The following is a 21298-nucleotide window of genomic DNA, read 5'->3' on the forward strand; positions in this document are numbered from 1 at the left end:
CGCGGCACTGCGTCGTCGCTGCGTAGAGTGGCCAGTGACCGTCACCCTCTTCAAGGAGCGCCCATGCTCGACACCCTCAAAGCCATCAACCAGAGCGCCGCCTTCAACCGCTGGGCTGGCTTCGAGGTCACGCACGCGGGCCAGGGCGAGGCCGAACTGCGCATGGCCTGGCGCGCTGAAGACATGGGCCAGTACGCAGGCTTCCTGCATGCGGGGCTGATCGGCGCCATGCTCGACACCGCCTGCGGCTTCGCAGCGGCCAGCGTGTCGGGCCGCGTACTGGCGTCGCACTTCTCGGTCAACTGCCTGGCGCCGGCCGTGGGCCGTGCGTTCGTGGCGCGCGGCCGCGTGGTCAAGGCCGGGCGCAAGCAGGTGTTCGCCACCGCCGAGCTGTTCGCGGAAGGCGAGGGCGATGTCGAGCCCAAGCTGGTGGCCACCGGCAACGCGATTCTGGTGCCGGTGGAGGCGTAGCCGGCTGCTAAGCCTTGAGGCCGAACAGCGGCCGCAGCCACCTCACGCGGCGGATCAGCCCATCGGTCAGCGCCCAGCAGCCCAGCACCGTCAGCGCCACCAGCAGCAGAGGCTCCCGCACCGGGCCGAGCTGCAGCGGCGCCAGAGCCACCACGGCCACGATGATCAGCGTCTGGTGCAGGATGTACCAGGGGTAGACGGAGTCGTTCGCCCATGCCAGCCAGCGCCAGGGCCGGTTCAGGTGGTGATGCGCGAAGCCAAGGATCGCGGCGATCGCCGTCCACAAATAGAACGCACGCAGGACGCGCGTGACGATGGCAACAGCCGGGAGCCCGCTGCCCGCCGACCGCCATAGCAGGTACGCGCCGACGCAGGCTGCGGCGAGCAGCAACGCCGGGCGGCGCAGCCGGGCCAGTTCATGCCAGATGCCGCTGTCCACGCCGATCCAGCAGCCGTACAGAAACACCGTGAAGTAGAGGCTATGCAGGTACCAGTCGCCGACCAGTGCGTGCGTGGCGGGGAAGCGCGGTGCGAGCAGCACCGTGTAGAGCGCGAGCGGCAGCGCCGGCAGCAGCAGCAACCGCCAGCCGCGCAGTGCCGTGAAGCGATCCCTTAGGCTCCGGCCGCCCTTCGCGTCGAGCAACGGCCGCAGCAAGGCCAGCAGCGCCGTGTACACGAACAGGTAGGCCAGGTACCAGAGATGGTTCCACGTCATCGGAAAGTCGGATCCGTCGAACGCATGCTTCGGCCAAGGGCCGCCGGTCCAATAGCGCAACATGAACGCCCCGAAGCCGGTTGCGACCAGCCCGTTGGCCACCCCCTGCGCGTAGGCCTGGTACGGCACCACGACAGCCATGCCGAAGGCGAGCGGCAGCAGGAGCCGCAGCGCCCGCTGCCGGATCAAACCGGCGACCGTCTGCCCGCGCGCGAGGAAGCCGAACGCCACGCCTGACACCAGGAACACCAGATCCATGCGCCAGATGTTGACCACCAGCATCGGCCAGCGCAGCCATTCGGCGGCGTGCGGGCTCTTGAGGTGCCAGGGCCAGCCGGCCACGTAGGCCATGCCGACGTGGTAGAGGATCAGCAGCCCGAAGGCCAGCGCGCGCAGCGCGTCGATGTCGTGTCGTCTGGAAGAGGTCATGGTGGTTCGGCGTGAGGAGATTCGGCCATGCTCGTGCCGGGGGCCGTTCCAGGCGCCCCCGATGGGACGGCCGCGCGCCGCTTCGTGACGAGCGGTGGCGGAGCGGGACGAAAATCCGCGCGCGCCCGGGCGGGCCGGTCAGAATCCCGGGCATGAACCCGGCGACCGACGCACCCCGAAACCTGTTCGAGCGCTACCGGCCTTACCAGCGGCGCGTGCTGGTGGCGGCGTGGATCACCATCATGGCGCTGCAGGGGGCGTTCAACAGTGCGGTGGCCGTGATCGATGCACGCGCCGCCCGCCGCGGGCTGCCCGCCTGGCAACCGGTGACCTGGGAGCTGTCGAGCCAGCTGGTGCTGCTGTTGCTGGTGCCGGCCGTGATCGCGTTCGAGCGCCGGTTTCCGCTCGGCCTGTCGACTTTGCGGAGCAACCTGCCCTGGCACCTGGCGGCCAGCGTCGTGTTCAGCCTCGTGCACGTCGCGGCAATGGTCGGGCTGCGCCATCTCGTCCATGCCGGGTTCGGCGCGCCCTACGACTTCGGCGACTGGCTGGCGCGCTGGCCCTACGAATACCTGAAAGACGTGCGCACCTATGCGCTGTTCATCGCCGCAGTGCTGGCCTACCGGCTCTTCATGCTCAGGCTGCAGGGGGAGGCGCGCGTACTCGATGCGCCGGAGCCCGCCCGCGACACACCGCCAGCTTCCGTGCCGCCGCAGCCGCCGCAGCGGCCGGAGCGCTTCCTGGTGCGCAAGCTGCGGCGCGAGTTCCTGATCGCCGCCGCCGACATCGACTGGCTACAGGCCCAGGGCAACTACGTCGGCCTGCACGTGAACGGCCACGACTACCTGCTGCGGGCCACCCTCTCGGACTTCCTGATACAGCTCGATCCGTCGCGCTTCGCGCGCGTGCACCGCAGCCACGCCGTAAACCTCGACCGCATCCGCGAGATCGAGTCGCTCGACGGCGGCGATGCCCGCCTGCACATGCACGACGGCACGGTGGTGCCGTGCAGTCGGCGCTACCGGCCGGGCCACAATGCGGTGTCGGGCCGATAGCGCGCGGCCGAAGCAGCAACAACGAAAGAAGAACGTCGATGGCCATCCAGTGGTTCCCCGGTCACATGCACGTGACACAGAAGGCCATCAGCGAGCGCGTGAAAGACATCGACGTGGTGATCGAGCTGCTCGACGCGCGACTGCCGGGCTCCAGCGCCAACCCGATGCTGGCCGAGCTCACCGGCCACAAGCCCGGCCTGAAGGTGCTCAACAAGCAGGATCTGGCCGACCCCGGGCGCACCGCGCTCTGGCTGGCGCACTACAACGCGCTGCCCGATACGCGCGCGATCGGCCTCGACGCGAGCCTCACCACGCCGGCGCAACGCCTCATCGCGGCCTGCCACGAACTCGCGCCGAACCGCGGCGGCATGGCCAAGCCGATGCGGGTGCTGATCTGCGGCATCCCGAACGTCGGCAAGTCCACCCTGATCAACACGCTGACCGGCAGCAAGAAGGCCAAGACCGGCGACGAGGCCGGCATCACCAAGCTCGAACAACGCATCGTGCTGGCCGACGATTTCTACCTCTGGGACACGCCCGGCATGCTGTGGCCGCGCATCATCGTCGCCAAGAGCGGCTACAACCTCGCGGCCAGCGGGGCCGTGGGTCGCAATGCCTACGACGAGGAGGAAGTGGCGCTGGAGCTGTTGAACACGCTGAAGCAGCACTACGCCGGGCTGGTGGAAGCGCGCTTCAAGCTCGCGGAATCGATTGCACCGTTGACTGACGAGGAAGCGCTGGAAGCCGTCGGCCGCAAGCGCGGCGCGTTGCTCGGCAAGGGCAAGATCAACCTGCAGAAGGCCGCCGAGATCGTGATGCACGAGTTCCGCAACGGTAGCATGGGCCGCATCACGCTCGAGACCCCCGAGGAGTTCGCGCAGTGGCTCAGCGCAGGGCAGCAGGCCGATGCCGAGCGGGCGGCGAAGAAGGCTGCACGCACGCAGAAGAAGCGGCCGCAGCGTGGCGCCGAAACGCCGCCGACGGCGGACGAGGTGCCCTGAGAAACCCGGCAAAACCACGCGCTGAAACCGGCGCCCGACGCACGACAACACCCACCCAATGCAACGACTTCCGCTTTCTTTTTTGCTGGCCCTTGCTGCCTTCGCCACAGGGTGTGCATCGCACCCTGTTCCCCGCGTCACCCGGCTTGGCGACGGCGTGTACCAGTCGCCCACCGCGCAGGAGGCGGAGGCCTACTGCCGCAACTTTGGCGCACCGATGCGATTTTGGGGGCCCAAAAGGCTCCCCACCCAGACCGGGGACGTCACTTTCCGCTGCGATTGACAGCGGCCGCACGCCTATTTCTCCATCACGATCTTGCCGTCTTCCACGTACTCGTCGAACTGGATGCGCGGGATCGCGGTGAGCCCGACCACGTCGCGCTCTTCTTCCCAGCTCAGCGTGGCGCTGTCCGGTGCCAGTTCGATCTCGACGCGGCTGCCCTTCGGGATCGGGATGGGGACGCCGTCGCCTGGGGTGTAGGTGACATGGCCTTGGATGGTGGCGTACTGGGGCATCGAATTTCCTCTCCGTTGATTTCCGCCCATTAGAAGCGCGAAGCGCGGTAGCGCGTGTCAGAAGACCGGCCGTCAGCACACCTTGGGCGCGTGTAGCAAACTCTTGTACACATCCAATACAACAATGCCATGACAACCAACCCGGGCACCGCCATCGAAGTCGTCCAGGGCGACCTTTCCCCCTACCGCCAGGGCAACATCGGCGTCGACTACGTGCACCGCTTCGAATCCGGCCAACCGGGCCCGCACGTGCTGGTCAACACGCTGACGCACGGCAACGAAATCTGCGGCATGGTGGCTGCAAGGCACCTGCTCGACAACGGCGTGCGCCCGCGGGTCGGCACGCTCACGGTGAGCTTCGCGCATGTGGAGGCCTACAACGCGTTCGACCCGACGAAGCCGTTCGAGAACCGGCAGATCGTGCACAACCTCAACCGCATCTGGTCGGAAGAGCTGCTCGGCGGCACCGAAGAGAGCCCCGAGCTGCGCCGCGCGCGCGAACTGCGGCCGGTGGTGGCCGCAGCCAACCACATCCTCGACATCCACTCCACCAGCCAGGACGTGGCGCCGTTCTGGGTGTATCCCGACTTCGCGCGCAATGCCGATGTGGCGCTGGCGATCGGCCTGCCACCGGTGCACCTTGTGATGCCCAACGGCCTCGGCTCAGGCACGCCGCTGATCCAGCACGGCGCGCACGCGGGTGCTGACGCGCCGGGCGCCGCGATGGTGGTTGAGTGCGGGCAGCACTTCAAGTGCGCTACCGCCGATGTCGCCACCGAGGTGACGCTGCGCTTTCTGGCGCACTTCGGGCTGATCGAGCGCGCCGCGCAGTCGGCACCGGCGCCGCAGCGCCGCTTCGAACTGCTGCAGACGCTGATGGTCAAGACGCCAGAGTTCGCCTTCACGCGCCCGCTGGTCGGCTTCGAGACTTTTGCGAAGGGCGAGCTGATCGGCACCGACGGCGCCGACGAGATCCGCGCGCCCTGCGACGACTGCACCGTCTTCATGCCGACGCTCGCCCCGATCGTCGGGCGCGAGGCTGTCTACCTGACGCGGCCGCTGTGACTCGCCTGCAGCCGGCCAGTCAGACCGCGCCCAGGACGCTGTTCAGCGAGGGGTCGATCTGGATCCCATCGGCCAGTTTCAGCGTGAACCGCGTGCCGCGGCCCTCCACCGAGTCGACCGCGATGCGGGTGTTCAGCAGTTTCGCCAGTCCCAGCACGATCGACAGGCCCAGTCCCATGCCGTCGATCGCCTGGGCCGTGCCGCGGTCGATGCGGTAGAAGTCCTGGAACACCTTGCCGATTTCATTGCCAGCGATGCCGAAGCCCTGATCCCAGACCTCGACGCAGAGGCGGCCGCCGCGCAGCCGCGCGGCGAGCAGGATCTTCTTGCCCGGCGGGCTGTATTTGATCGCATTCCCGATGACGTTGCCGATCATGCGGCGCAGGCGCACCGGATCCGAGCGCACGGTGGCATCGGCTGCGCGCAGGCGCAGTTCGAGGCCACTGGCGTGTGCCAGCGGTTCGTACTGGTTGTGCAGATCGTGCAGCACCTCGGCCAGATCGACGTCCTGCAGGTGCAGGGCCAGTTCGCCGCTCTGCAGCGTCGACAGGTCGAACAACGAATCGAACAGCCGGTTGATGGCCGTCGTCGTCGCCGCGATCTTTGGCGCCAGTTCAAGGTGCATCTCCGGGTGGTTGACGAGATGTTCCGCATAGAGCGACAGTGCGGTCACCGGCTGCCGGATGTCGTGCGTCGCCGCCACCAGAAAGCGGTTCTTCACGTCGACCGCCGCCCGTGCTTCCTCTTCCTTGCGCGCCAGGTCGAACTGCAGCGCGTACTGGGTTTTGTGCGATCCGTAGATGCTGCGGCCAAGCCAGTTCAGCAGCCACCAGTGTGCTATCGGCAGCGCCAGGAACAGGTGGTTGGCAATGGGTTGCCGGTCATCTCGCGCCGCCACGCTGAGCAGCAAGGCGATCATCATCACGGAGAACTGCGTGTTGGTATAGCAGCGCAGCAGGGTCGGCACCAGCGAGACGCTGGTGAGCGGCGCCGAGGCCACGCAGGCGACGATCAGCCAGCAACCGAACTGGTCGTAAACCGGAATCCGGTCGAAGAACAACAGCACCGATGAACCCCATATCGCGCCTTGCACGATATAGGCGGGCGCCATGGCCTTCACGAAGGCGCGTTGCGCCGCCAGCGTGGTAAACGCGCCGCGGCCGAGGCAAGCGGATTCCATCCGGGTGCGCAACGCCTGCACGCCCAGGCCGCAGACCAGCCACGTCAGCAGCGGGGCGGGGTCGACATGGCGCCAGCAGAAGGCCGCGAAGACCAGCATCAGCCCCGCTCCGATGCGCTGGCGAATCCGCGTCGCGCGCATGAAGTGACTCATCATGTCGGCGCGCACCGCGATCTCCCTGCGTTCCGGTTCGTCCTCGGGGTTGACCTCCGCGGCCGATGGCGCGCGAAGCGGAAGCGAGAGCGCTGCGGTGCGGTGCGATCCTGCGGCGAGTGGGGTGGGTTCCGGAAGGCTCACTTGAACATGCGATGGGGGCGAAATCGCATCGTAGAGGCGGGCCGCCGAATGTCGAGCGATGTTCTGCAATGGCAGCTTGCATTCGTGACAAGTTTGCTGCTGACCGATGTTGCCGTACGCCGGCGGGCCTTCAGCCGACCGGCAGCGCGCCCGGTTCGTACTGCTGCGCGAAAGCGGGGCTGGGCGGAATCGGCTTGATCACATCGATCAGCACCCCGTTCGGGTCGCTGGTGATGAAGTGGCGCTGTCCGAATGGCTCGTCGCGCAGCGCCAGCAGCACGGGTAGCCCGGCCGCCTGCACGCGGGCGTACACGGCATCGGGGTCTTCCACCTCGAAATTCAGGATCAGGCCCGAGGCTCGGCCGCGCGCCTGCAGCGGGATCGTGTCGTGCTGCCCGTCGAGCACCGCCAAGTTGACCGCAGGGTGCGCCAGCGATTGCAGGTGCACGTACCAGTCGCTGGTGAAGAGCGGCTTGAAGCCGAAGTGCGTGCGGTAGAAGCCGGCCGTGCCGGCGACGTCGCCGGTCATGATCACGGGGTAGTAGCTGGTGATGTTCATGGTACGCGTCCTTTGCAATTAACATACAGGCTGTATGTATTCATGAGATTAACGTACAGGCTGTATGTATGCAAGAAATCTTCACTCCCCGCAGCAACCGCGACCGCACCGAGGCCACGCGCCATGCCCTGATCGAGTCGGCTCGCGCCCTGTTTGTGCGCAAGGGCTTTGGCGACACCTCGACGCCCGAGGTGTCGGCTGCCGCCGGCACCACACGCGGCGCGCTGTACCACCACTTCGCGGACAAGCGCGACCTGTTCCGCCAGTTGCTGATGCGCGAGATGCAGGCTGTCGCGGCCGACATCCGCGCCGCTGCGTCCACTGAACTCCCTGCGGGCGAGGCGCTGGCGGCCGGCAGCGACGCGTACCTCACGGCGATGACAGTGCCCGGCCGCACCCGTCTGCTGCTGATCGACGGCCCGGCCGTGCTCGGCATGGCCGAGATCATGGCGATGGACGAGTCCAGTGCCGCCGCCACCCTGCGCGAGGGGCTCGCAGCGGCGCGGGTCGGCCTGGACGGTGGCGCGCTCGATGCCCTGGCCGGCCTGCTGTCTGCCGCTTTCGACCGCGCGGCGCTCGAGATCGACGGTGGTGCCGACGCCGCCCAGGTGCGCGCCGCGATGCGCTGGCTGCTGGCGCGCGTGGTCGATCCGGCGCGTTGAATCTCAGGCCGCGATGAACAGCGCCGGATCGACCATCGCGCGGTTCAGCATCACCGACCAGTGCAGGTGCGGCCCGGTCACGCGGCCGGTGGCGCCCACCGCGCAGAAACGCTCGCCAGTCTTGAGCACATCACCCGTCTTCACGTCGACTGCGCTCAGGTGGCAGTACATGCTCAGCAGCCCGCCGCCATGATCGAGCCAGACCGTGCCGCCGTTGAAGAAATAGTCACCGGTGTCGATCACGCGTCCCGGCAGCGGTGCGAGCACCGGCGTGCCGGTACCGGCGGCGATGTCCATGCCGCTGTGCGGATTGCGCGACTGCCCGTTGAACACGCGCCGCAGCCCGAACGAGCTGGAGCGCCGCCCCGGCACCGGCACGCGCATGCGCAGTTCCTGCAATCGGGGCTCGGTGAAGGTGGCCATGACGGTGGACAGGTGCGCGCGCTCGCGGTTGTAGCGCGCCTCGTCCTCGGGCGACAGATCCACCGTGCCGGGTGCGACCTTGAGGCGCTGCTCGCTGTACTGCTTGGGCGCCACCATGTAGGCGAGTTCGCGCGCGGCACCGCCTTCGGCCTGCTGCACCGAGATGCGCGCCTCGCCCGGGGCGGCGGCCAGCGGGATGCCGACCAGGGCCGTCCATTCGATCGCATCGCCGAGCACCAGCAGGGGCAGTTCGCCATCGCGCGCCAGCGGCCGCGCCGCTGCGGGGCCCAGCGACAGCCGCGCGATGCCGCCCGGTACCTGCGCCGCGCGCGGCCACAGGGCAGGCGGCGGCGGGGCCGCTTGCGCCTTGGCGCGCGCCACGGGCAGCGCCAGCAGCGCCGCTGCGCCGAGCAGGGCAGAGCGGCGGTTCAGAGGGGAGGGGGGCAGGGTGAGGGGGGCGCGCTGACGGGACATGCCAGCAGTCTAGCGAGCCGCCTTCGCGGGCTAGCCGACAATAGCCGCTGTTTGCGCCTGTCGGCGCCAGGAGCAATGCCATGATCACCCACCCCACCGCGGCCCCGGCGCCGCGCAGAAACCCGCGGGCTTGAGTCGGCGTGCGCCTTGCAGAATTCATCCTCGCCAACCGTGAAGCCATCCTGGAAGAGTGGACGGCGTTCGCCCGCGCCAACCAGCCGGCCGACCGGAACCTGAGCGAACAAGCGCTGCGCGACCACGCGTCCCAGATCCTGACCGAGATCGTCGCCGACATGGGTCGGCCGAAAGAGGACGCGCGCCAAGGCGCGAAGGATCCACTCGTGCCCGAAGCCAGAGGCTCGGAGGGGCCCGCGCGTGCCCACGCGAAGCAGCGCGCGCGCAACGGCTTCGAGATCAGCCAGATGGTGGCCGAGTACCGCGCCTTGCGCGCAACCATCCTGCGCCTCTGGGTTGCAAGCCACACGGCGTTTTCGAGCCACGATGTCGAAGACCTGACGCGCTTCAACGAGGCCGTGGACGAGGCACTCGCCGAGTCGCTCAAGTTCTTTCTGGTGGAGGTCGACCACGCGCGCGACCTGTTCCTCGGCGTGCTGGGGCACGACCTGCGCGGGCCGCTCAGCATCATCGCGAGCTGCGCCCAGCTGGAGGCGCGCAGCCGGCCCGAAGCCGACCCGAAGAGCAGGGCCACCATCACGCTGCGCAGCGTGGCCCACATGAAGGCGCTGCTGGACGACCTGGTCGAATACGCCCGCAATCGCCTGGGCGCCAAGGTCGCGATCCAGCCCGACACGGTCGAGCTCGACAATTTCACGCGCGAGACCATCGAGGAGATCCTCGCCATCCATCCGGAGCGCGTGATCGATCTGGACGCCCGCGGCAACCTGCGGGGCTACTGGGATGTCCACCGGCTGCACCAGGTGGTGGCCAACCTGATCTTCAATGCACTGAAGTACGGCAAAGCCGATAAACCGATCACCATCACCCTGGACGGAACCGGCACCGACACCGACGAGGTGGTGCTCGCGGTGCACAGTATCGGCGCCACGATCTCCCCCGGGGTCCTGCCCACCATCTTCGAGCCGCTGGTGCGCGACGTCGACGACGTGGCTTGGCAGGCTTCGGGCGCCAACATGGGGCTCGGCCTCTATGCCGCCCACGAAATCGTGACCGCACATTCGGGCGTCATCAGCGTCACGTCGACCGACGAAGACGGCACGCGCTTCGAAGTGCGGCTGCCGCGCGGCGCTGCTCAGGCGTAGTCGAGCGGCAGCGCGGTGGTGTACTTGATCTGCTCCATCGCGAAGCTCGAACTCACGTCGGACAGCTCGATCTCCCGGATCAGCCGCTGGTAGACCGCGTCGTAGCCCTTGATGTCGGGCACCACCACGCGCAGCAGGTAGTCGACATCGCCGCTCATCCGGTAGAACTCGACGATCTGCGGAATGGCCGCGACCACGGCTGTGAAGCGCTGGAACCAGCGTTCGTTGTGCTCGCTGGTGCGCACTGAGACGAAGACGGTGACGCCCACGTTCAGCTTGTCCGGATCGAGTAGCGCCACCCGCTGCCGGATGTAGCCCTCGCGCTCCAGCCGCTGGATGCGGCGCCAGCAGGGCGTGGCCGACAGGCTGACGCGCTCGCTGATCTCCTGCAGCGACGCACCGGCGTTGATCTGCAACATTTCGAGGATGGATTTGTCGACTTTGTCCATGAATGGCGTATCTGTTCGAAGAATCTGGAGCTGAGAGCAAGATTTTGCTACGACGGCGCCATTCGAGGCAATTTCAGCAAAACAAACCCAGCCCCGGTTTTCTAGACTGGCTTCGTTCACAACAGCGATTGCGCGAAAGTCCGGTGCCTTGACCCTCTTCGAATCCGAAACCTGCCTGGTGCGTACCGGGCGCAGTTCTTCCAGCCACCACGGCATGGTCAACACGCCGGTCTTTCGCGGCTCCACCATCCTGTCGAGTTCGCTCAGCGAGTGGGAGTCGCGCAAGCTGCCGGGCAACCCCTATGCCTCTTACGGCCGCTTCGGAACGCCAACCACCCGCGCGCTCGAGACCGCCATCGCCGAACTGGAAGGCGGCCACCAGGCCATCGTGTTCCCGTCCGGGCTGGCGGCCTGCACGCACAGCCTGCTGGCCTTCCTGAAGCCCGGCGACCACGCCTTGATCACCGACAGCGTGTACGGCCCGACGCGCGCCTTTGCGCTCACCGTGCTTCAGCGCTTCGGCATCGAGGTCGAGTTCTTCGACCCCCTGGCCGGCTCCGACATCCGCCGGCAGATGCGGCCGACCACGCGCGTGGTGTTCGTCGAATCGCCGGGCTCCACCACGTTCGAGGTGCAGGACATCCCGGCCATCGCGCAAGAGGCGCACAGGGTCGGTGCCTTTGTGGTGATGGACAACACCTGGGCCAGCCCGCTGTTCTTCAAGCCGTTCGAACACGGCGTGGACGTGTCGATCCAGGCCGCCACCAAGTACATCGTGGGCCACTCCGACGCGCTGCTCGGTGTGGTGACGGCCAACGAGCGCGCCTGGCCCCTGTTGCAGCAGACGGCCCACGATTTCGGCCAGACCGCGGGGCCCGACGACCTGTACCTGGCGCTGCGCGGCCTGCGCAGCCTGTCGGTGCGGCTGCACCGGCACTGGGAGAATGGCGTGTTGCTCGCGGAGAGCATGGCTCGCCATCCGATGGTGGCGCAGGTGCTGCACCCGGCGCTGCAGGACGACCCGGGCCATGCGCTCTGGCGGCGCGACTTCAAGGGCGCAAGCGGCCTGTTCGCAGTAGCCCTGCAACCGGTAGGCCGTGCGGCATTGGGTATCTTCTTCGACAGCCTCGAATTGTTCGGCATCGGCCTGTCGTGGGGCGGCTTCGAGAGCCTGGCCCTGCCGATGGATCCGCCGTCCCGCGCGGTTCGTCCGTGGACGCATGAAGGCCCGTTGCTGCGCATCCACGCAGGGCTGGAGTCGTGCAACGATCTGATGCGCGACATGCAATCCGCGCTCGACCGGATGCAGCGGCACGGCTGAAGCGCCGCGGCCCGCGCACGGACATTGCGTCGCCCGGTTATTCCTTCAACTTTCAGAGAGTCCAGATGAACGCCTTTCGCCACCCTTGCCAGCGCGCCGCACTGTACCTGGCCTTTGCCGCTTCGCTCGTCGTGCCAGCCATGCCGGCTGCGGCCGAAGAATGGCCGACCAAGCCGGTCACGATGATCATGGGCTTCCCGGCCGGTTCCGGCGTGGACGTCGTCGCCCGCGCCATCCAGGAGCCGCTCGGCAAGCAACTGGGGCAGCCCGTGGTCATCGACTACAAGTCCGGCGCCGCCGGCAACATCGCCAGCGAGTACGTGGCCAACTCGAAGCCGGACGGCTACACCCTCGTCTTCGGCACGGCCGCCACGCATGGCAGCAATGCCGCGCTCTACAAGAAGCTGCCGTTCGACGTGGAAGCCGACTTCGTGCCGGTCGCGCCGGTGCTCGACGTCTCGAACGTGCTCATGGTGAATCCCGAGGTCATCGACGCGAAGACGCTGAAGGAGTTCGTCGACCTGGTCAAGGCCAACCCGGGCAAGTACAACTACGCCTCCACCGGCAACGGTGCCGGCACGCACATGGCCTTTGCCGAGTTCAATTCGCGGCTGGGCCTCAACATGATCCACGTGCCCTACAAGGGCGGGCCGGAAGCCATCCTGTCGGTGGTGCGCGGCGAGACCTGCTGCATCATGAACCAGGTGCAGACCGCGCTGCCGCAGCTCAAGGCCGGCAAGGTGCGGCTGCTGGGCGTGACCACCGTCAAGCCGGTGGCGGCCGTCAGCGACGTGCCGACCATCGCGTCGAGCGGACTGCCCGGCACCAAGGGCTTCGACAGTGCCATCTGGTTCGCCGTGTTTGCGCCCAAGGGAACCGACCCGGCCATCGTCAACAAGCTCAACGCCGCCATCCGCACGGTGATGGAACAGCCCGAGCTGCGGGCCCGATTCGAAAGCCAGGGCAACACCGTGCGCATCGAAACACCGGCGCAGTTCAAGCAGACCGTGCATGCCAACCGGCTGAAGTGGGCAGAGGTTGCCAGGACGGCCAACATCAGCCTGGACTGAACCCATCATCCTCCCCATGAATCCCGATCCTTCTTCCTTCTCCTCACACGACGGTCTGGCCGCGCTCGAACGGCGCCTTGCCAAAGACCTCGAATGGCTCGGCTGGCCGGCGCGCGACTGGATGCCGCCGCGCCTGCATGCCGGTAAAGCAGTGCTCGACGTGGTGATCATCGGCGGCGGCCAGGCCGGCCTGGCTGCCGCCGTCGGCCTCGCGCAGCTGGGCATCCGCGCCGTGGTGTTCGACCGTGCCAGCGCCGGCTTCGAAGGCCCCTGGGCCACCACCGCGCGCATGGAGACGCTGCGCTCGCCCAAGGAACTCACCGGACCGGCCATGGGCCTGCCGGCACTCACGTTCCGCGCCTGGTTCGAAGCGCAGTTCGGGCTGGACGCCTGGACGGCGATGGACAAGATTCCGCGCCTGCAATGGATGGACTACCTGCGCTGGTACCGGCGCGTGATGGCGGTGGACGTGCGCAACGACACGCAGGTGGTCGCCATTCATCCGCGTGCCGACGCGCTGGTGGGCCTCGACTTGCAGACGCCCGATGGCGCCCGCCGCGTGCTGGCGCGCCGCGTCGTGCTGGCCACCGGCCGCGACGGCCTGGGCGGCCCGACGGTGCCGGCCTTCGTGCGCGGGCTGCCGCGCGACAGGTGGGCCCATTCCTCGGACGAGATGGACTACGACAGCCTCGCCGGCCTGCGCGTCGGCGTGATCGGTGCCGGCTCGTCGTCGATGGACAGCGCCGCCACGGCGCTGGAGGCCGGTGCGCGCAGCGTCGACCTGCTGATCCGGCGCGACGACCTGCCGCGCGTCAACAAGGGCAAGGGCGCTGGCGTGCCGGGCCTCACGCAGGGCCACTACGACCTGCCCGATGAATTCAAGTGGCGCGTGCGCCACTACATCAACGTCGCGAACGTGCCGCCGCCGCGCGGCAGTACCCAGCGTGTTTCGAGCCACTCCAACGTGCGCTTCAATTTCGGCTGCCCGATCCGCGGTGTCGGGATGGCGGGCGATGCGCTGGCCATCTCCACGCCCAGGGGCGATTTCGAGGTCGACTTCCTGATCGTCGCCACCGGCTTTCGCATCGACTGGTTCAGCCGGCCCGAGTTCGCGGCCATCGCGCCGCACATCCGCGCCTGGAAAGACCGCTTCGTGCCCGCGCCGGGCAACGAAGACGAAGAACTGGCCGACTCGCCCGACCTGGGGCCGGCCTTCGAGCTGCAGGAAAAATCCGCCGGCGCATGCCCGGGGCTCGACCGCATCCACTGCTTCTGCTACCCGGCCGCGCTTTCGCATGGCACCGTATCGGGCGACATCCCCGCCATCAGCGACGGCGCAAAGCGCCTGGCCAGCGGCCTGGCCAGCCTGTTCTACCGCGAGGACTTCGAGCAGCATTTCGCCAACCTCGAGGCCTACGACGAACCCGAACTGCTCGGCGACGAATGGGTGCCGGCGCCACCGCCTACCGCGCGCACCGTTTCTCTTGTTTGACCACAGCCCATCCACACAACGAAATGACATCTTCTGCATCGACGCCTGACGACGTGATCGACGTGATCGACCAGGCCGTTCCGCTGGCCCCGGATCACCCTCTCTACGCACTGCGGCGCCAGCGACCCAAGGTTGTCGCATCCACGCAGGGCAGCTACGAGGGCATGTTTTCACCGGCGGTGCAGGGCATTTCGGTCACCGAGCGGCTGCTGGTGGCGCTGCATGCGAGCCGGCTGTCGAAGGCCGACAGCCTCGCCGCGCACTACCGCATCCGCCTGATGGCCGACGGTGCCGATGCTGCCCTGGTCGACGCCATCGCCAGCGGGAACGTAGCGCCGCCGGCCGATGCCCGCCTGAAGACGATCCTGGGCTTCACCGCCAAGCTTATCGACCGCCCGATCGAGGGCGACCGCGCGGCGATCGATGCGCTCTTGCGCGCCGGCCTCAGCACTCCCGCCGTCGTCGCGCTGGGCCAGCTGATCGCGTTTCTGTCGTACCAGATCCGCGTGGTTGCCGGCCTGCAGGCCATGGCCGAAGCAGGAGCCGCAGCATGAGCGCCGTACTCGCAAGCACGCCGATCCGCAGCCACGGCTTCACCAACGAGGTGCTCGGCTGGAAGGCCTGGCTCGAGACGGTCGACCTCGCCACCGCGAGCCCGGAGCAGATCGCCGCGCTGGAAGAAATGAGCCCGCAGGCCAAGCAGTCGGCCTACTTCCTGCTGCTGGCGCACCAGCCCGAAATGCTGCTGCAGCGCTCGATTGCCTTCAACGCCATCATGTTCGCGCCCGGCGGCATGCCGCGCGCCGAACGCGAGCTGGGTGCCACGGTGGAATCGCGCCTCAATGGCTGCGTCTACTGCGCGTCGGTGCACGCCCAGCGCTTCGAGCAACTGGCCAAGCGCAACGACGTGATCGCGCAGTTGTTCGAAGACCCTCTATCGGCCGGCACCACGCCGCGCGAGCAGGCCATCGTCAGGTTCTCGGCCGAACTCGCGCTGAAGCCCGATGCACTTTCGGCCGAACACGTCCGCGCGCTGCGGCAGGCCGGGCTGGGCGACATGGAAGTGCTCGACCTGGTGCACGCCGTGGCACTTTTCGCATGGGCCAACCGGCTCATGCTCAACATGGGCGAGCCGATTTTTCCTGAAGCGGCGGCAACGGTCGCGGCCTGATCCGCGCGGGCGCGCAGGTTCAGCGCGTCAGCGCCTCAGCGCATTAGCGCATCAGTGCATCGGTGCATCAGCGCAACCGCGCCTGCAGGCCCGCGACCGTTTCGGCCACGAGGCCGAGCGGCTCGAGAAGGTCGTTGTCCAGCGCATGGTCGCGGCCGGCCACCAGTGCAGCACTGTCCACCATGGTGCGGGTCGCCGGCATCGGCACGCCCGCCACGCGGCCCAGCGCCTGCAGAAACACCAGCCCGTACGGAATGTCTTCGGTCAGAAAACGCGTGTCCAGGCGGGTCGGCCCGGGCGGGCCGCCGCGCTGCGCGTGCAACTCGTCCGCAATGTCCTGCAGTCGCGTGGAGGTGGTGCCGAACGATCGCGCGAAATGCGCCTCGACGCTGCCGACCTCGATGCCGAAGGCCGCGGCCAGCGCGCGCCGCTCGGCGTCCAGCGTCTCGATAACCCGCGCCACGCCCGGCGTAAGGCAGTGGTACTGCGGCCAGGCCTCGGCGCGTTCGATGCGCGTCCAGTTGAACAACGCCAGCGGCACATGGGTGCCGGGGTTGACGTTGGACAGGGCACTGGCCAGCGCATTCGGCTGCGCCGAGAAGCCGTCGCCGAACAGCGCCGTGCACAACGCCACCGCCGCATCCGTCTGCGCCTGCGGCAGCGCCGAGACGCCCACCGCGCTGCGCCGCATCATGATGTGCACATGCCCGGGCGACGCGCGGCGCGCGGTCAACACCGTGGTGCTGAAGCTGACGACCGTCACCCGCCTGCCGGCGCGCAAGGCGCTCTCGTGCAGGTAGAGGGCCGAAAGCGAGGCCATCGAGCTGACGATCACCACCTGCCCGTCGCGCAGCCATGGCAGCAGCGCATCCATCACGCGGCGGTGGCCGTTGGCCGGCACGGCGACCAGCAGCACGTCGCTCTCGCGGCAGAGCCGGGCCGGGTCGTCCGCCACCTGCACCGCGAGCGTGCCCTGGTGCAGCCCTTCGGCATGCAGCGGGTTCGTGCGCAATGCTTCGGTACCGGTGCCGCCGGGCGACCACAGCATGGCGCCGTGCCCGGCCCGCATCAGCCAGGCCGCACTGGCGAGCGCGATGGCGCCGGCGCCTGCGATGCCGACGCGATGGCGCTGCGCTGCTTCTTCAATCAAGCTTGATGCCGCCGAGCTTGACGACGTTGGCCCAGCGCTGGTTGTCTTCGGCAATGACCTTGTCGAGCTCTGCGCTGCCACCGCAGGTGCTGACCGCGCCGAGCTGGGCAAAGTGCTGCTTCGTCTCGGGCAACTGGCACACCTCGAGCAGCGCGGCCGAGAGCTTTTTCACCTGCTCGGCCGGCATGCGGGCCGGCGCCATCACGCCCACCCAGATCGGCACCTCCATGCCGCGCAGCTTGGCGGCTTCGCCCACCGTTGGCGGATTGCCGAGCGAGGGCAGGTGCGCCTTCGAGAAGGTGCCGAGCACGCGGGCCTTGCCGCTCTGGACCATCGGATCGATCGACGCGGCGCTGGTGACGATCAGGGCAACCTGCCCGCCCATCAGGTCGGTCAGGGCAGGGGCGGCACCGCGGTAGGGAACGTGCAGCAACGTGACGCCGGCGGCCTGGCCCAGCAGCGCGCCGGTGAGATGCGACACCGTGCCGTTGCCGGTGGAGGCGTAAGTCACCTGGCCGGGGCGTGCCTTCGCATCGCGCAGCGCATCGGCCAGCGTCTTGTAGGCGCTGTCCGAGCGCACCGCCACCGTCATCGGTGTGTCTGCGATCAGGGCCACCGGCACCAGATCGTGTCGCGGGTCGTAAGGTAGCTTGGACTGGAGCTGCGGCGCGACCGTGATGGCGCCGCCGGTGGCCATCAGCACCGTGGCGCCATCGGTGGCCTTGGCCACCGCATCGGCGGCCACGATGCCACCCGCGCCCGCCTTGTTGTCGACGATGACCGTGCCGCCCATCTTGCCGGTGAGCTTGGCGCCGAGGTAGCGCGCGATCACGTCCTGTGCACCACCGGGCGCAAACGGCACCACGATGCGCAGCGGCTTGCTGTCGGTTTGCGCCATGAGCGGCGAGAGCGGCGCGAGGGCCAGGCAGGCAGCCAGCCCGAGGGAAAGTTTTTTCAAACGCAGCTTCATGGTCACTCCAGACAAAAACAGAAGCCCTGCGAATTCCGGGCCCGATGCCTCCAGCTTAGAGCGCCCGGCGCAAACGGTTTTCCAATTGCATGCCTGCTTTCACCCAAGGGGGAGAAAATTTTGCCAAACGAAAGCGCATGTTCAGGGCATGGCGGCGTCGTCTGCCCAGCTACCGGGCGGCAGCCCGTCCAGCGTATGGGGCCCGATCGCGGCACGGATCAGGCGCAGGGTCGGCAGCCCCACGGCCGCCGTCATGCGCCGCACCTGGCGGTTGCGGCCCTCGCGAATGGCCAGTTCCAGCCAGGCCGTGGGAATGCTGCGGCGTTCGCGGATCGGCGGCTGCCGCTCCCACACATCGGGTGGCGGATCGAGCAGGCGCGCACGGGCCGGGAGTGTCATGCCGTCGTTGAGCTGAACGCCGGTGCGCAAGGCGGCCAGCGCCGCATCGGTCGGCACGCCTTCCACCTGCACCCAGTAGATCTTTTCCATCTTGAAGCGCGGATCGGCGATGCGGGCCTGCAGCTTGCCGTCGTCCGTGAGCAGCAGCAGACCCTCGCTGTCGGCATCGAGTCGGCCGGCCACGTAGACGCCCGGGATGTCGATGAAGTCCTTCAGCCCGCGCCAGCGGCCTTCCGGCGTGAACTGGCTCAGCACGCCGTAGGGCTTGTTGAAGCGGATCAGGCGGCTCGCGGGGGCAGGTGTCATGGCGGGTCAGCATAGCGTCGAGCCGTCGCCCACGACGCGCCTTGCCGGAGGCGACCGCACGGGTCATCGGCTTCGCGATCGAGCAACCCGCCGACGTGGACGTCGGCGAGATCGTCGTCCGTCCTACTGCACAGGGCTAGCCTTTCGGGCCAGCCAGGTCTCAAGGGTGATCGCGCCGAGCCGCGGGTTGTCGCCCGGCGTGAGCGACTGGTCGTTCAGCAGCGCGCCGAAGTACAGCGCCTTGGCATCGGGCACCACGGTGCGCGGGTCGTTCGTGGCGCGGAGGTAGCGCTGCACCATCGTGGAGAGGCTCGCGCGCTCCGGGCCGGCGAGCTCGACCATGGCGTTGACCGGTGCGCCCAGCGCGCAGTCGGCCATCGCCGCGGCTACGTCGTCGGCCGCGATCGGCTGCAGGTGCGCGGTCGAGAGCCGCGTCGTTTGCCCCTCCGTGCCCGACTGCGCGATGCCGCGGAGGAACTCCAGGAACTGCGTGGCCCGCACGATCGTGTAGGGGATGTTGCCGGCCTCGATCAGGGCCTCTTGCGCCAGCTTGGCGCGGAAGTAGCCGCTGCTCTGCAGCCGCTCGGTGCCGACCACCGACAGCGCCACGTGGTGCTGCACCCCCGCAGCGGCTTCTGCCGCGAGCAGGTTGCGGCCCGAGGTCTCGAAGAAGTGGAGCACGGCCTTGTCTTCGAACGCGGGCGAACTGGTCACGTCGACCACCACCTGCGCGCCCGCGAGCGCTTCGGCCAGGCCCTCGCCGGTGAGGGTGTTGACGCCCGTGCTGGGCGAGGCCGCCACGGCCTCGTGGTCGCGCAGTTGCAGAAGCTTGACAAGCTTGCTGCCGATGAGGCCGGTGCCGCCGATGACAACGATCTTCATGAGGATTCCTTTGCGCATCTGCGTTTTGATGCCGTCATTGTGAAAGCGAACTCATCTGGCGGAAATGACGAAGACCCCTGAAATACTGCCAAACGCAGCGCCGAAGCGCCAGCACGCGCGCACCGCGTCGGTGTGCAGCGCGCCTTCTTGCTGGCCGCGGCGTCGCGGGACTACCGGCGGCGGTTTGCGAAGGGAGCTGAGCTGCCGGGCCGAAGCGTTGTTGTGCCTTTTGCGCTTCATTTTTGAAGCGTAAATCCATAGAATACGCTTCATGTGGATCTGGCAAGCCCCCGATTGGCCGCGCTGGCAAGTGGACGCACAGGTGCTTCAGCCTGCGCTCACGGCAGCGCGCCTGGCTCAGGGCCGCATGCTCGGCATGGTCAGCGGCATGCAATTGATCGATGTCGGCGAACTGCAGACGGCGGAGTGGACAGACGAGGCCATTGCCACGGCGCAGATCGAGGGCGAGACATTGCAGATCAATTCTGTCCGAGCCTCTGCCGCTCGCCGCCTCGGCCTGACGCAAAGCGGTCGCGCCCAGTTGAAGCAGCGCGAGCCCCGCGTGGAAGCGACCCTGGATGTCATTGAGGCGGCAGTCCAGCGCTGGCAAGAGCCTCTGAGCGCCGAGCGCCTGTTCGACTGGCACGCCGCCCTGTTTCCGACGGGGCGCAGCGGCGTGACGCGCATCGTGGTCGGAGGCTGGCGCACGCACATCGAGCCGATGCAAATCGTCACGCCCCGGATCGGCAAGCCCGACGTGGTGCACTACCAGGCCCCCGCCTCGACTGACGTGCCGGCGCACATGGCACAACTGCTTGCCTGGTTCAACGACGATGCCGTGCGTGCGGGCCTCGACGGCATTGCGCGGGCGGCCATCGCGCATCTGTGGTTCGAAACAGTTCACCCGTTCGAAGACGGCAACGGCCGCATCGGCCGCGCGCTCTCCGACCTGGCCATGGCGCAAGACATGCGCAGTGGCGCGCGGCTGTTCAGCCTGTCGCGCCAGATGTGGCTGGATCGCACCGGCTACTACCGCGAGCTGCATGCTGCCTCAAGCCAGCCCGTGCTCGATGTCACGCCATGGGTGCTCTGGTTTGCCGCTTGCGTGGAAAGGGCTTGCACCGCCACCGTGGCCCAGGTGCAGGGCGCAGCGCGCAAGAACAGCTTCTGGGCCGCACTGCTGAGCCAGCATCCGCAACTCACTGCGAGCCAGCGCAAGGTGCTCAACAAGCTCTACGACGCAGAACCCACGGGCTTTGCCGGCGGAATGAGCACCGAGAAATACACCGCCATCGCGCAGGTGTCGCGCGCAACCGCGTATCGGGAACTGACCGACCTGGCGGCGCTGGGCCTGCTGGTGCGAACCGGGGAGGGCAGGGGGACGCGGTATGCGTTCGTTACGGGTGCAGACGCCCTCAGGCCGCCCCGCGAAAGCACGACAACCCCCACGGCGTGAGCTTGACCGGCAGGTGGTAGTGCTGCGAAGCGTCGGCAATGCCAAAGCGGAACACCTGCACCTCCATGAAGGCCGGCTGCGGCAACGACGGCGTGCCGCGCGTGCGGTAGTAGTCGGCCACATGCAGCCGCAACTCGTACACGCCGACGTCGAACAGCCGCTCGCGCCCCTCGATGCCATCGACCACGCCATTGCGCCCGACCTTGCCCGTCGCCAACGGTGTCCAGCACTCACCCTCGGCAGCGCCCGGCGTGCCGTCAGCGCGCACGATGTCGACCCGCATGCCCGTGGCAACGACCCCGTTGGCGACATCGACCACATGGATGGAAACGGCTTGCATGAATGAAGGCTCCTGCGCTGAGGTGAGTGAAGAAGGAATGAGAGACGGGGTGTGCGACCCCGTTGTCACTCCCCTCACAAAAAGCCGACAGGATAGCGGCGCGAACAGACGGGAAGCTGAACGGCATGATGCCGCTGGCAACGCGCTGAGCTTTTTTCAGCGTGC

Annotated in this window: 24 protein-coding genes; 12 read left to right on the forward strand and 12 right to left on the reverse strand. The window is 67.9% G+C overall.

The genetic code is table 11. The features are described from left to right. Window positions 1–63: 63 nt before the first annotated feature. Entirely contained in the window at window positions 64–471 is a 408-nt protein-coding gene (locus ACSFA8_RS18740) for a PaaI family thioesterase (RefSeq protein ID WP_435480985.1), read from the forward strand. 7 nt (window positions 472–478) lie between these two features. Here the strand turns inward: ACSFA8_RS18740 and ACSFA8_RS18745 are convergent, their stop codons facing one another. After that, the gene (locus ACSFA8_RS18745) at window positions 479–1615 is read right to left on the reverse strand and encodes an acyltransferase family protein (protein ID WP_435480986.1); all 1137 of its coding nucleotides are present in this window, start codon (window positions 1613–1615) and stop codon (window positions 479–481) included. Window positions 1616–1767: 152 nt separating this feature from the next. Here ACSFA8_RS18745 and ACSFA8_RS18750 point away from each other — a divergent pair, with 152 nt between their 5' ends. Together ACSFA8_RS18750 and ylqF are read left to right on the forward strand one after the other, a co-directional pair. Further along, window positions 1768–2670, forward strand: coding sequence for a LytTR family DNA-binding domain-containing protein (locus tag ACSFA8_RS18750; RefSeq protein ID WP_435480987.1), 903 nt, complete (start codon window positions 1768–1770; stop codon window positions 2668–2670). 38 nt (window positions 2671–2708) lie between these two features. Continuing rightward, window positions 2709–3671, forward strand: a complete 963-nt coding sequence (gene ylqF, locus ACSFA8_RS18755; RefSeq protein WP_435480988.1) for a ribosome biogenesis GTPase YlqF — start codon at window positions 2709–2711, stop codon at window positions 3669–3671. Between the two features lie 297 nt (window positions 3672–3968). On the opposite strand, the gene ACSFA8_RS18760 is transcribed toward ylqF, so the two are convergent. After that, entirely contained in the window at window positions 3969–4187 is a 219-nt protein-coding gene (locus ACSFA8_RS18760) for a hypothetical protein (RefSeq protein WP_435480989.1), read from the reverse strand. 129 nt (window positions 4188–4316) lie between these two features. On the opposite strand from ACSFA8_RS18760, the gene ACSFA8_RS18765 reads away from it, so the two are divergent. Then, window positions 4317–5252, forward strand: coding sequence for a M14 family metallopeptidase (locus ACSFA8_RS18765; RefSeq protein WP_435480990.1), 936 nt, complete (start codon window positions 4317–4319; stop codon window positions 5250–5252). 19 nt (window positions 5253–5271) lie between these two features. On the opposite strand, the gene ACSFA8_RS18770 is transcribed toward ACSFA8_RS18765, so the two are convergent. Together ACSFA8_RS18770 and ACSFA8_RS18775 are read right to left on the reverse strand one after the other, a co-directional pair. After that, a complete protein-coding gene (locus ACSFA8_RS18770; protein WP_435480991.1) occupies window positions 5272–6729 on the reverse strand; it encodes a sensor histidine kinase in 1458 nt (485 codons plus the stop codon). A gap of 130 nt (window positions 6730–6859) precedes the next feature. Further along, window positions 6860–7288, reverse strand: a complete 429-nt coding sequence (locus tag ACSFA8_RS18775) for a VOC family protein (RefSeq protein ID WP_435480992.1) — start codon at window positions 7286–7288, stop codon at window positions 6860–6862. A gap of 68 nt (window positions 7289–7356) precedes the next feature. On the opposite strand from ACSFA8_RS18775, the gene ACSFA8_RS18780 reads away from it, so the two are divergent. Further along, window positions 7357–7950 carry a TetR/AcrR family transcriptional regulator gene (locus ACSFA8_RS18780; RefSeq protein WP_435480993.1) on the forward strand — a complete coding sequence of 198 codons (594 nt, stop codon included), beginning with the start codon at window positions 7357–7359 and terminating at the stop codon, window positions 7948–7950. A 3-nt stretch (window positions 7951–7953) separates the two neighbouring features. Here the strand turns inward: ACSFA8_RS18780 and ACSFA8_RS18785 are convergent, their stop codons facing one another. Beyond that, window positions 7954–8847, reverse strand: a complete 894-nt coding sequence (locus ACSFA8_RS18785) for a peptidoglycan DD-metalloendopeptidase family protein (RefSeq protein WP_435480994.1) — start codon at window positions 8845–8847, stop codon at window positions 7954–7956. A gap of 140 nt (window positions 8848–8987) precedes the next feature. Between ACSFA8_RS18785 and ACSFA8_RS18790 the strand changes: the two genes are divergently transcribed. Beyond that, window positions 8988–10127: an ATP-binding protein gene (locus ACSFA8_RS18790; protein ID WP_435480995.1), complete on the forward strand. Its 1140-nt coding sequence runs from the start codon at window positions 8988–8990 to the stop codon at window positions 10125–10127. On the opposite strand, the gene ACSFA8_RS18795 is transcribed toward ACSFA8_RS18790, so the two are convergent. Further along, on the reverse strand, window positions 10118–10576 hold the full coding sequence (locus ACSFA8_RS18795) for an Lrp/AsnC family transcriptional regulator (protein WP_435480996.1): 459 nt from the start codon (window positions 10574–10576) through the stop codon (window positions 10118–10120). The genes ACSFA8_RS18790 and ACSFA8_RS18795 overlap by 10 nt on opposite strands. Before the next feature lie 148 nt (window positions 10577–10724). Here ACSFA8_RS18795 and metC point away from each other — a divergent pair, with 148 nt between their 5' ends. The 5 genes from metC (at window position 10725) to ACSFA8_RS18820 (ending at window position 15630) form a co-directional block, all read left to right on the forward strand. After that, a complete protein-coding gene (metC, locus tag ACSFA8_RS18800; RefSeq protein ID WP_435480997.1) occupies window positions 10725–11897 on the forward strand; it encodes a cystathionine beta-lyase in 1173 nt (390 codons plus the stop codon). 140 nt (window positions 11898–12037) lie between these two features. Next, on the forward strand, window positions 12038–12967 hold the full coding sequence (locus ACSFA8_RS18805; protein ID WP_435481095.1) for a Bug family tripartite tricarboxylate transporter substrate binding protein: 930 nt from the start codon (window positions 12038–12040) through the stop codon (window positions 12965–12967). Window positions 12968–12983: 16 nt separating this feature from the next. Beyond that, on the forward strand, window positions 12984–14459 hold the full coding sequence (locus ACSFA8_RS18810; RefSeq protein ID WP_435480998.1) for an FAD-dependent oxidoreductase: 1476 nt from the start codon (window positions 12984–12986) through the stop codon (window positions 14457–14459). 23 nt (window positions 14460–14482) lie between these two features. Next, on the forward strand, window positions 14483–15013 hold the full coding sequence (locus tag ACSFA8_RS18815) for a CMD domain-containing protein (protein ID WP_435480999.1): 531 nt from the start codon (window positions 14483–14485) through the stop codon (window positions 15011–15013). Next, window positions 15010–15630, forward strand: coding sequence for a peroxidase-related enzyme (locus ACSFA8_RS18820; protein WP_435481000.1), 621 nt, complete (start codon window positions 15010–15012; stop codon window positions 15628–15630). Before ACSFA8_RS18815 ends, ACSFA8_RS18820 begins: the two co-directional genes overlap by 4 nt. Before the next feature lie 67 nt (window positions 15631–15697). Here ACSFA8_RS18820 and ACSFA8_RS18825 read toward each other — a convergent pair whose 3' ends face one another. From ACSFA8_RS18825 to ACSFA8_RS18845, 5 genes are all read right to left on the reverse strand, one after another. Continuing rightward, window positions 15698–16780: an NAD/NADP octopine/nopaline dehydrogenase family protein gene (locus tag ACSFA8_RS18825; RefSeq protein WP_435481001.1), complete on the reverse strand. Its 1083-nt coding sequence runs from the start codon at window positions 16778–16780 to the stop codon at window positions 15698–15700. Continuing rightward, complete coding sequence (locus ACSFA8_RS18830) at window positions 16773–17750, reverse strand: Bug family tripartite tricarboxylate transporter substrate binding protein (RefSeq protein WP_435481002.1); 978 nt, start codon at window positions 17748–17750, stop codon at window positions 16773–16775. Before ACSFA8_RS18830 ends, ACSFA8_RS18825 begins: the two co-directional genes overlap by 8 nt. 141 nt (window positions 17751–17891) lie before the next feature. Continuing rightward, window positions 17892–18455: a pseudouridine synthase gene (locus tag ACSFA8_RS18835; protein WP_435481003.1), complete on the reverse strand. Its 564-nt coding sequence runs from the start codon at window positions 18453–18455 to the stop codon at window positions 17892–17894. Window positions 18456–18578: 123 nt separating this feature from the next. Next, window positions 18579–19337, reverse strand: coding sequence for an SDR family oxidoreductase (locus ACSFA8_RS18840; protein ID WP_435481004.1), 759 nt, complete (start codon window positions 19335–19337; stop codon window positions 18579–18581). 51 nt (window positions 19338–19388) lie between these two features. Continuing rightward, window positions 19389–19610, reverse strand: a complete 222-nt coding sequence (locus tag ACSFA8_RS18845; RefSeq protein ID WP_435481005.1) for a hypothetical protein — start codon at window positions 19608–19610, stop codon at window positions 19389–19391. Between ACSFA8_RS18845 and ACSFA8_RS18850 the strand changes: the two genes are divergently transcribed. Then, a complete protein-coding gene (locus tag ACSFA8_RS18850) occupies window positions 19609–20793 on the forward strand; it encodes a Fic family protein (RefSeq protein ID WP_435481006.1) in 1185 nt (394 codons plus the stop codon). The genes ACSFA8_RS18845 and ACSFA8_RS18850 overlap by 2 nt on opposite strands. Here the strand turns inward: ACSFA8_RS18850 and ACSFA8_RS18855 are convergent. Further along, the gene (locus tag ACSFA8_RS18855; RefSeq protein WP_435481007.1) at window positions 20753–21133 is read right to left on the reverse strand and encodes a hydroxyisourate hydrolase; all 381 of its coding nucleotides are present in this window, start codon (window positions 21131–21133) and stop codon (window positions 20753–20755) included. The two genes, ACSFA8_RS18850 and ACSFA8_RS18855, sit on opposite strands and share 41 nt — an antisense overlap. Between the last annotated feature and the right edge of the window lie 165 nt (window positions 21134–21298).

Origin of the sequence: Variovorax nitratireducens, from assembly GCF_051216545.1 — a bacterium.
In the GTDB taxonomy this organism is placed as follows: domain Bacteria; phylum Pseudomonadota; class Gammaproteobacteria; order Burkholderiales; family Burkholderiaceae_C; genus Variovorax.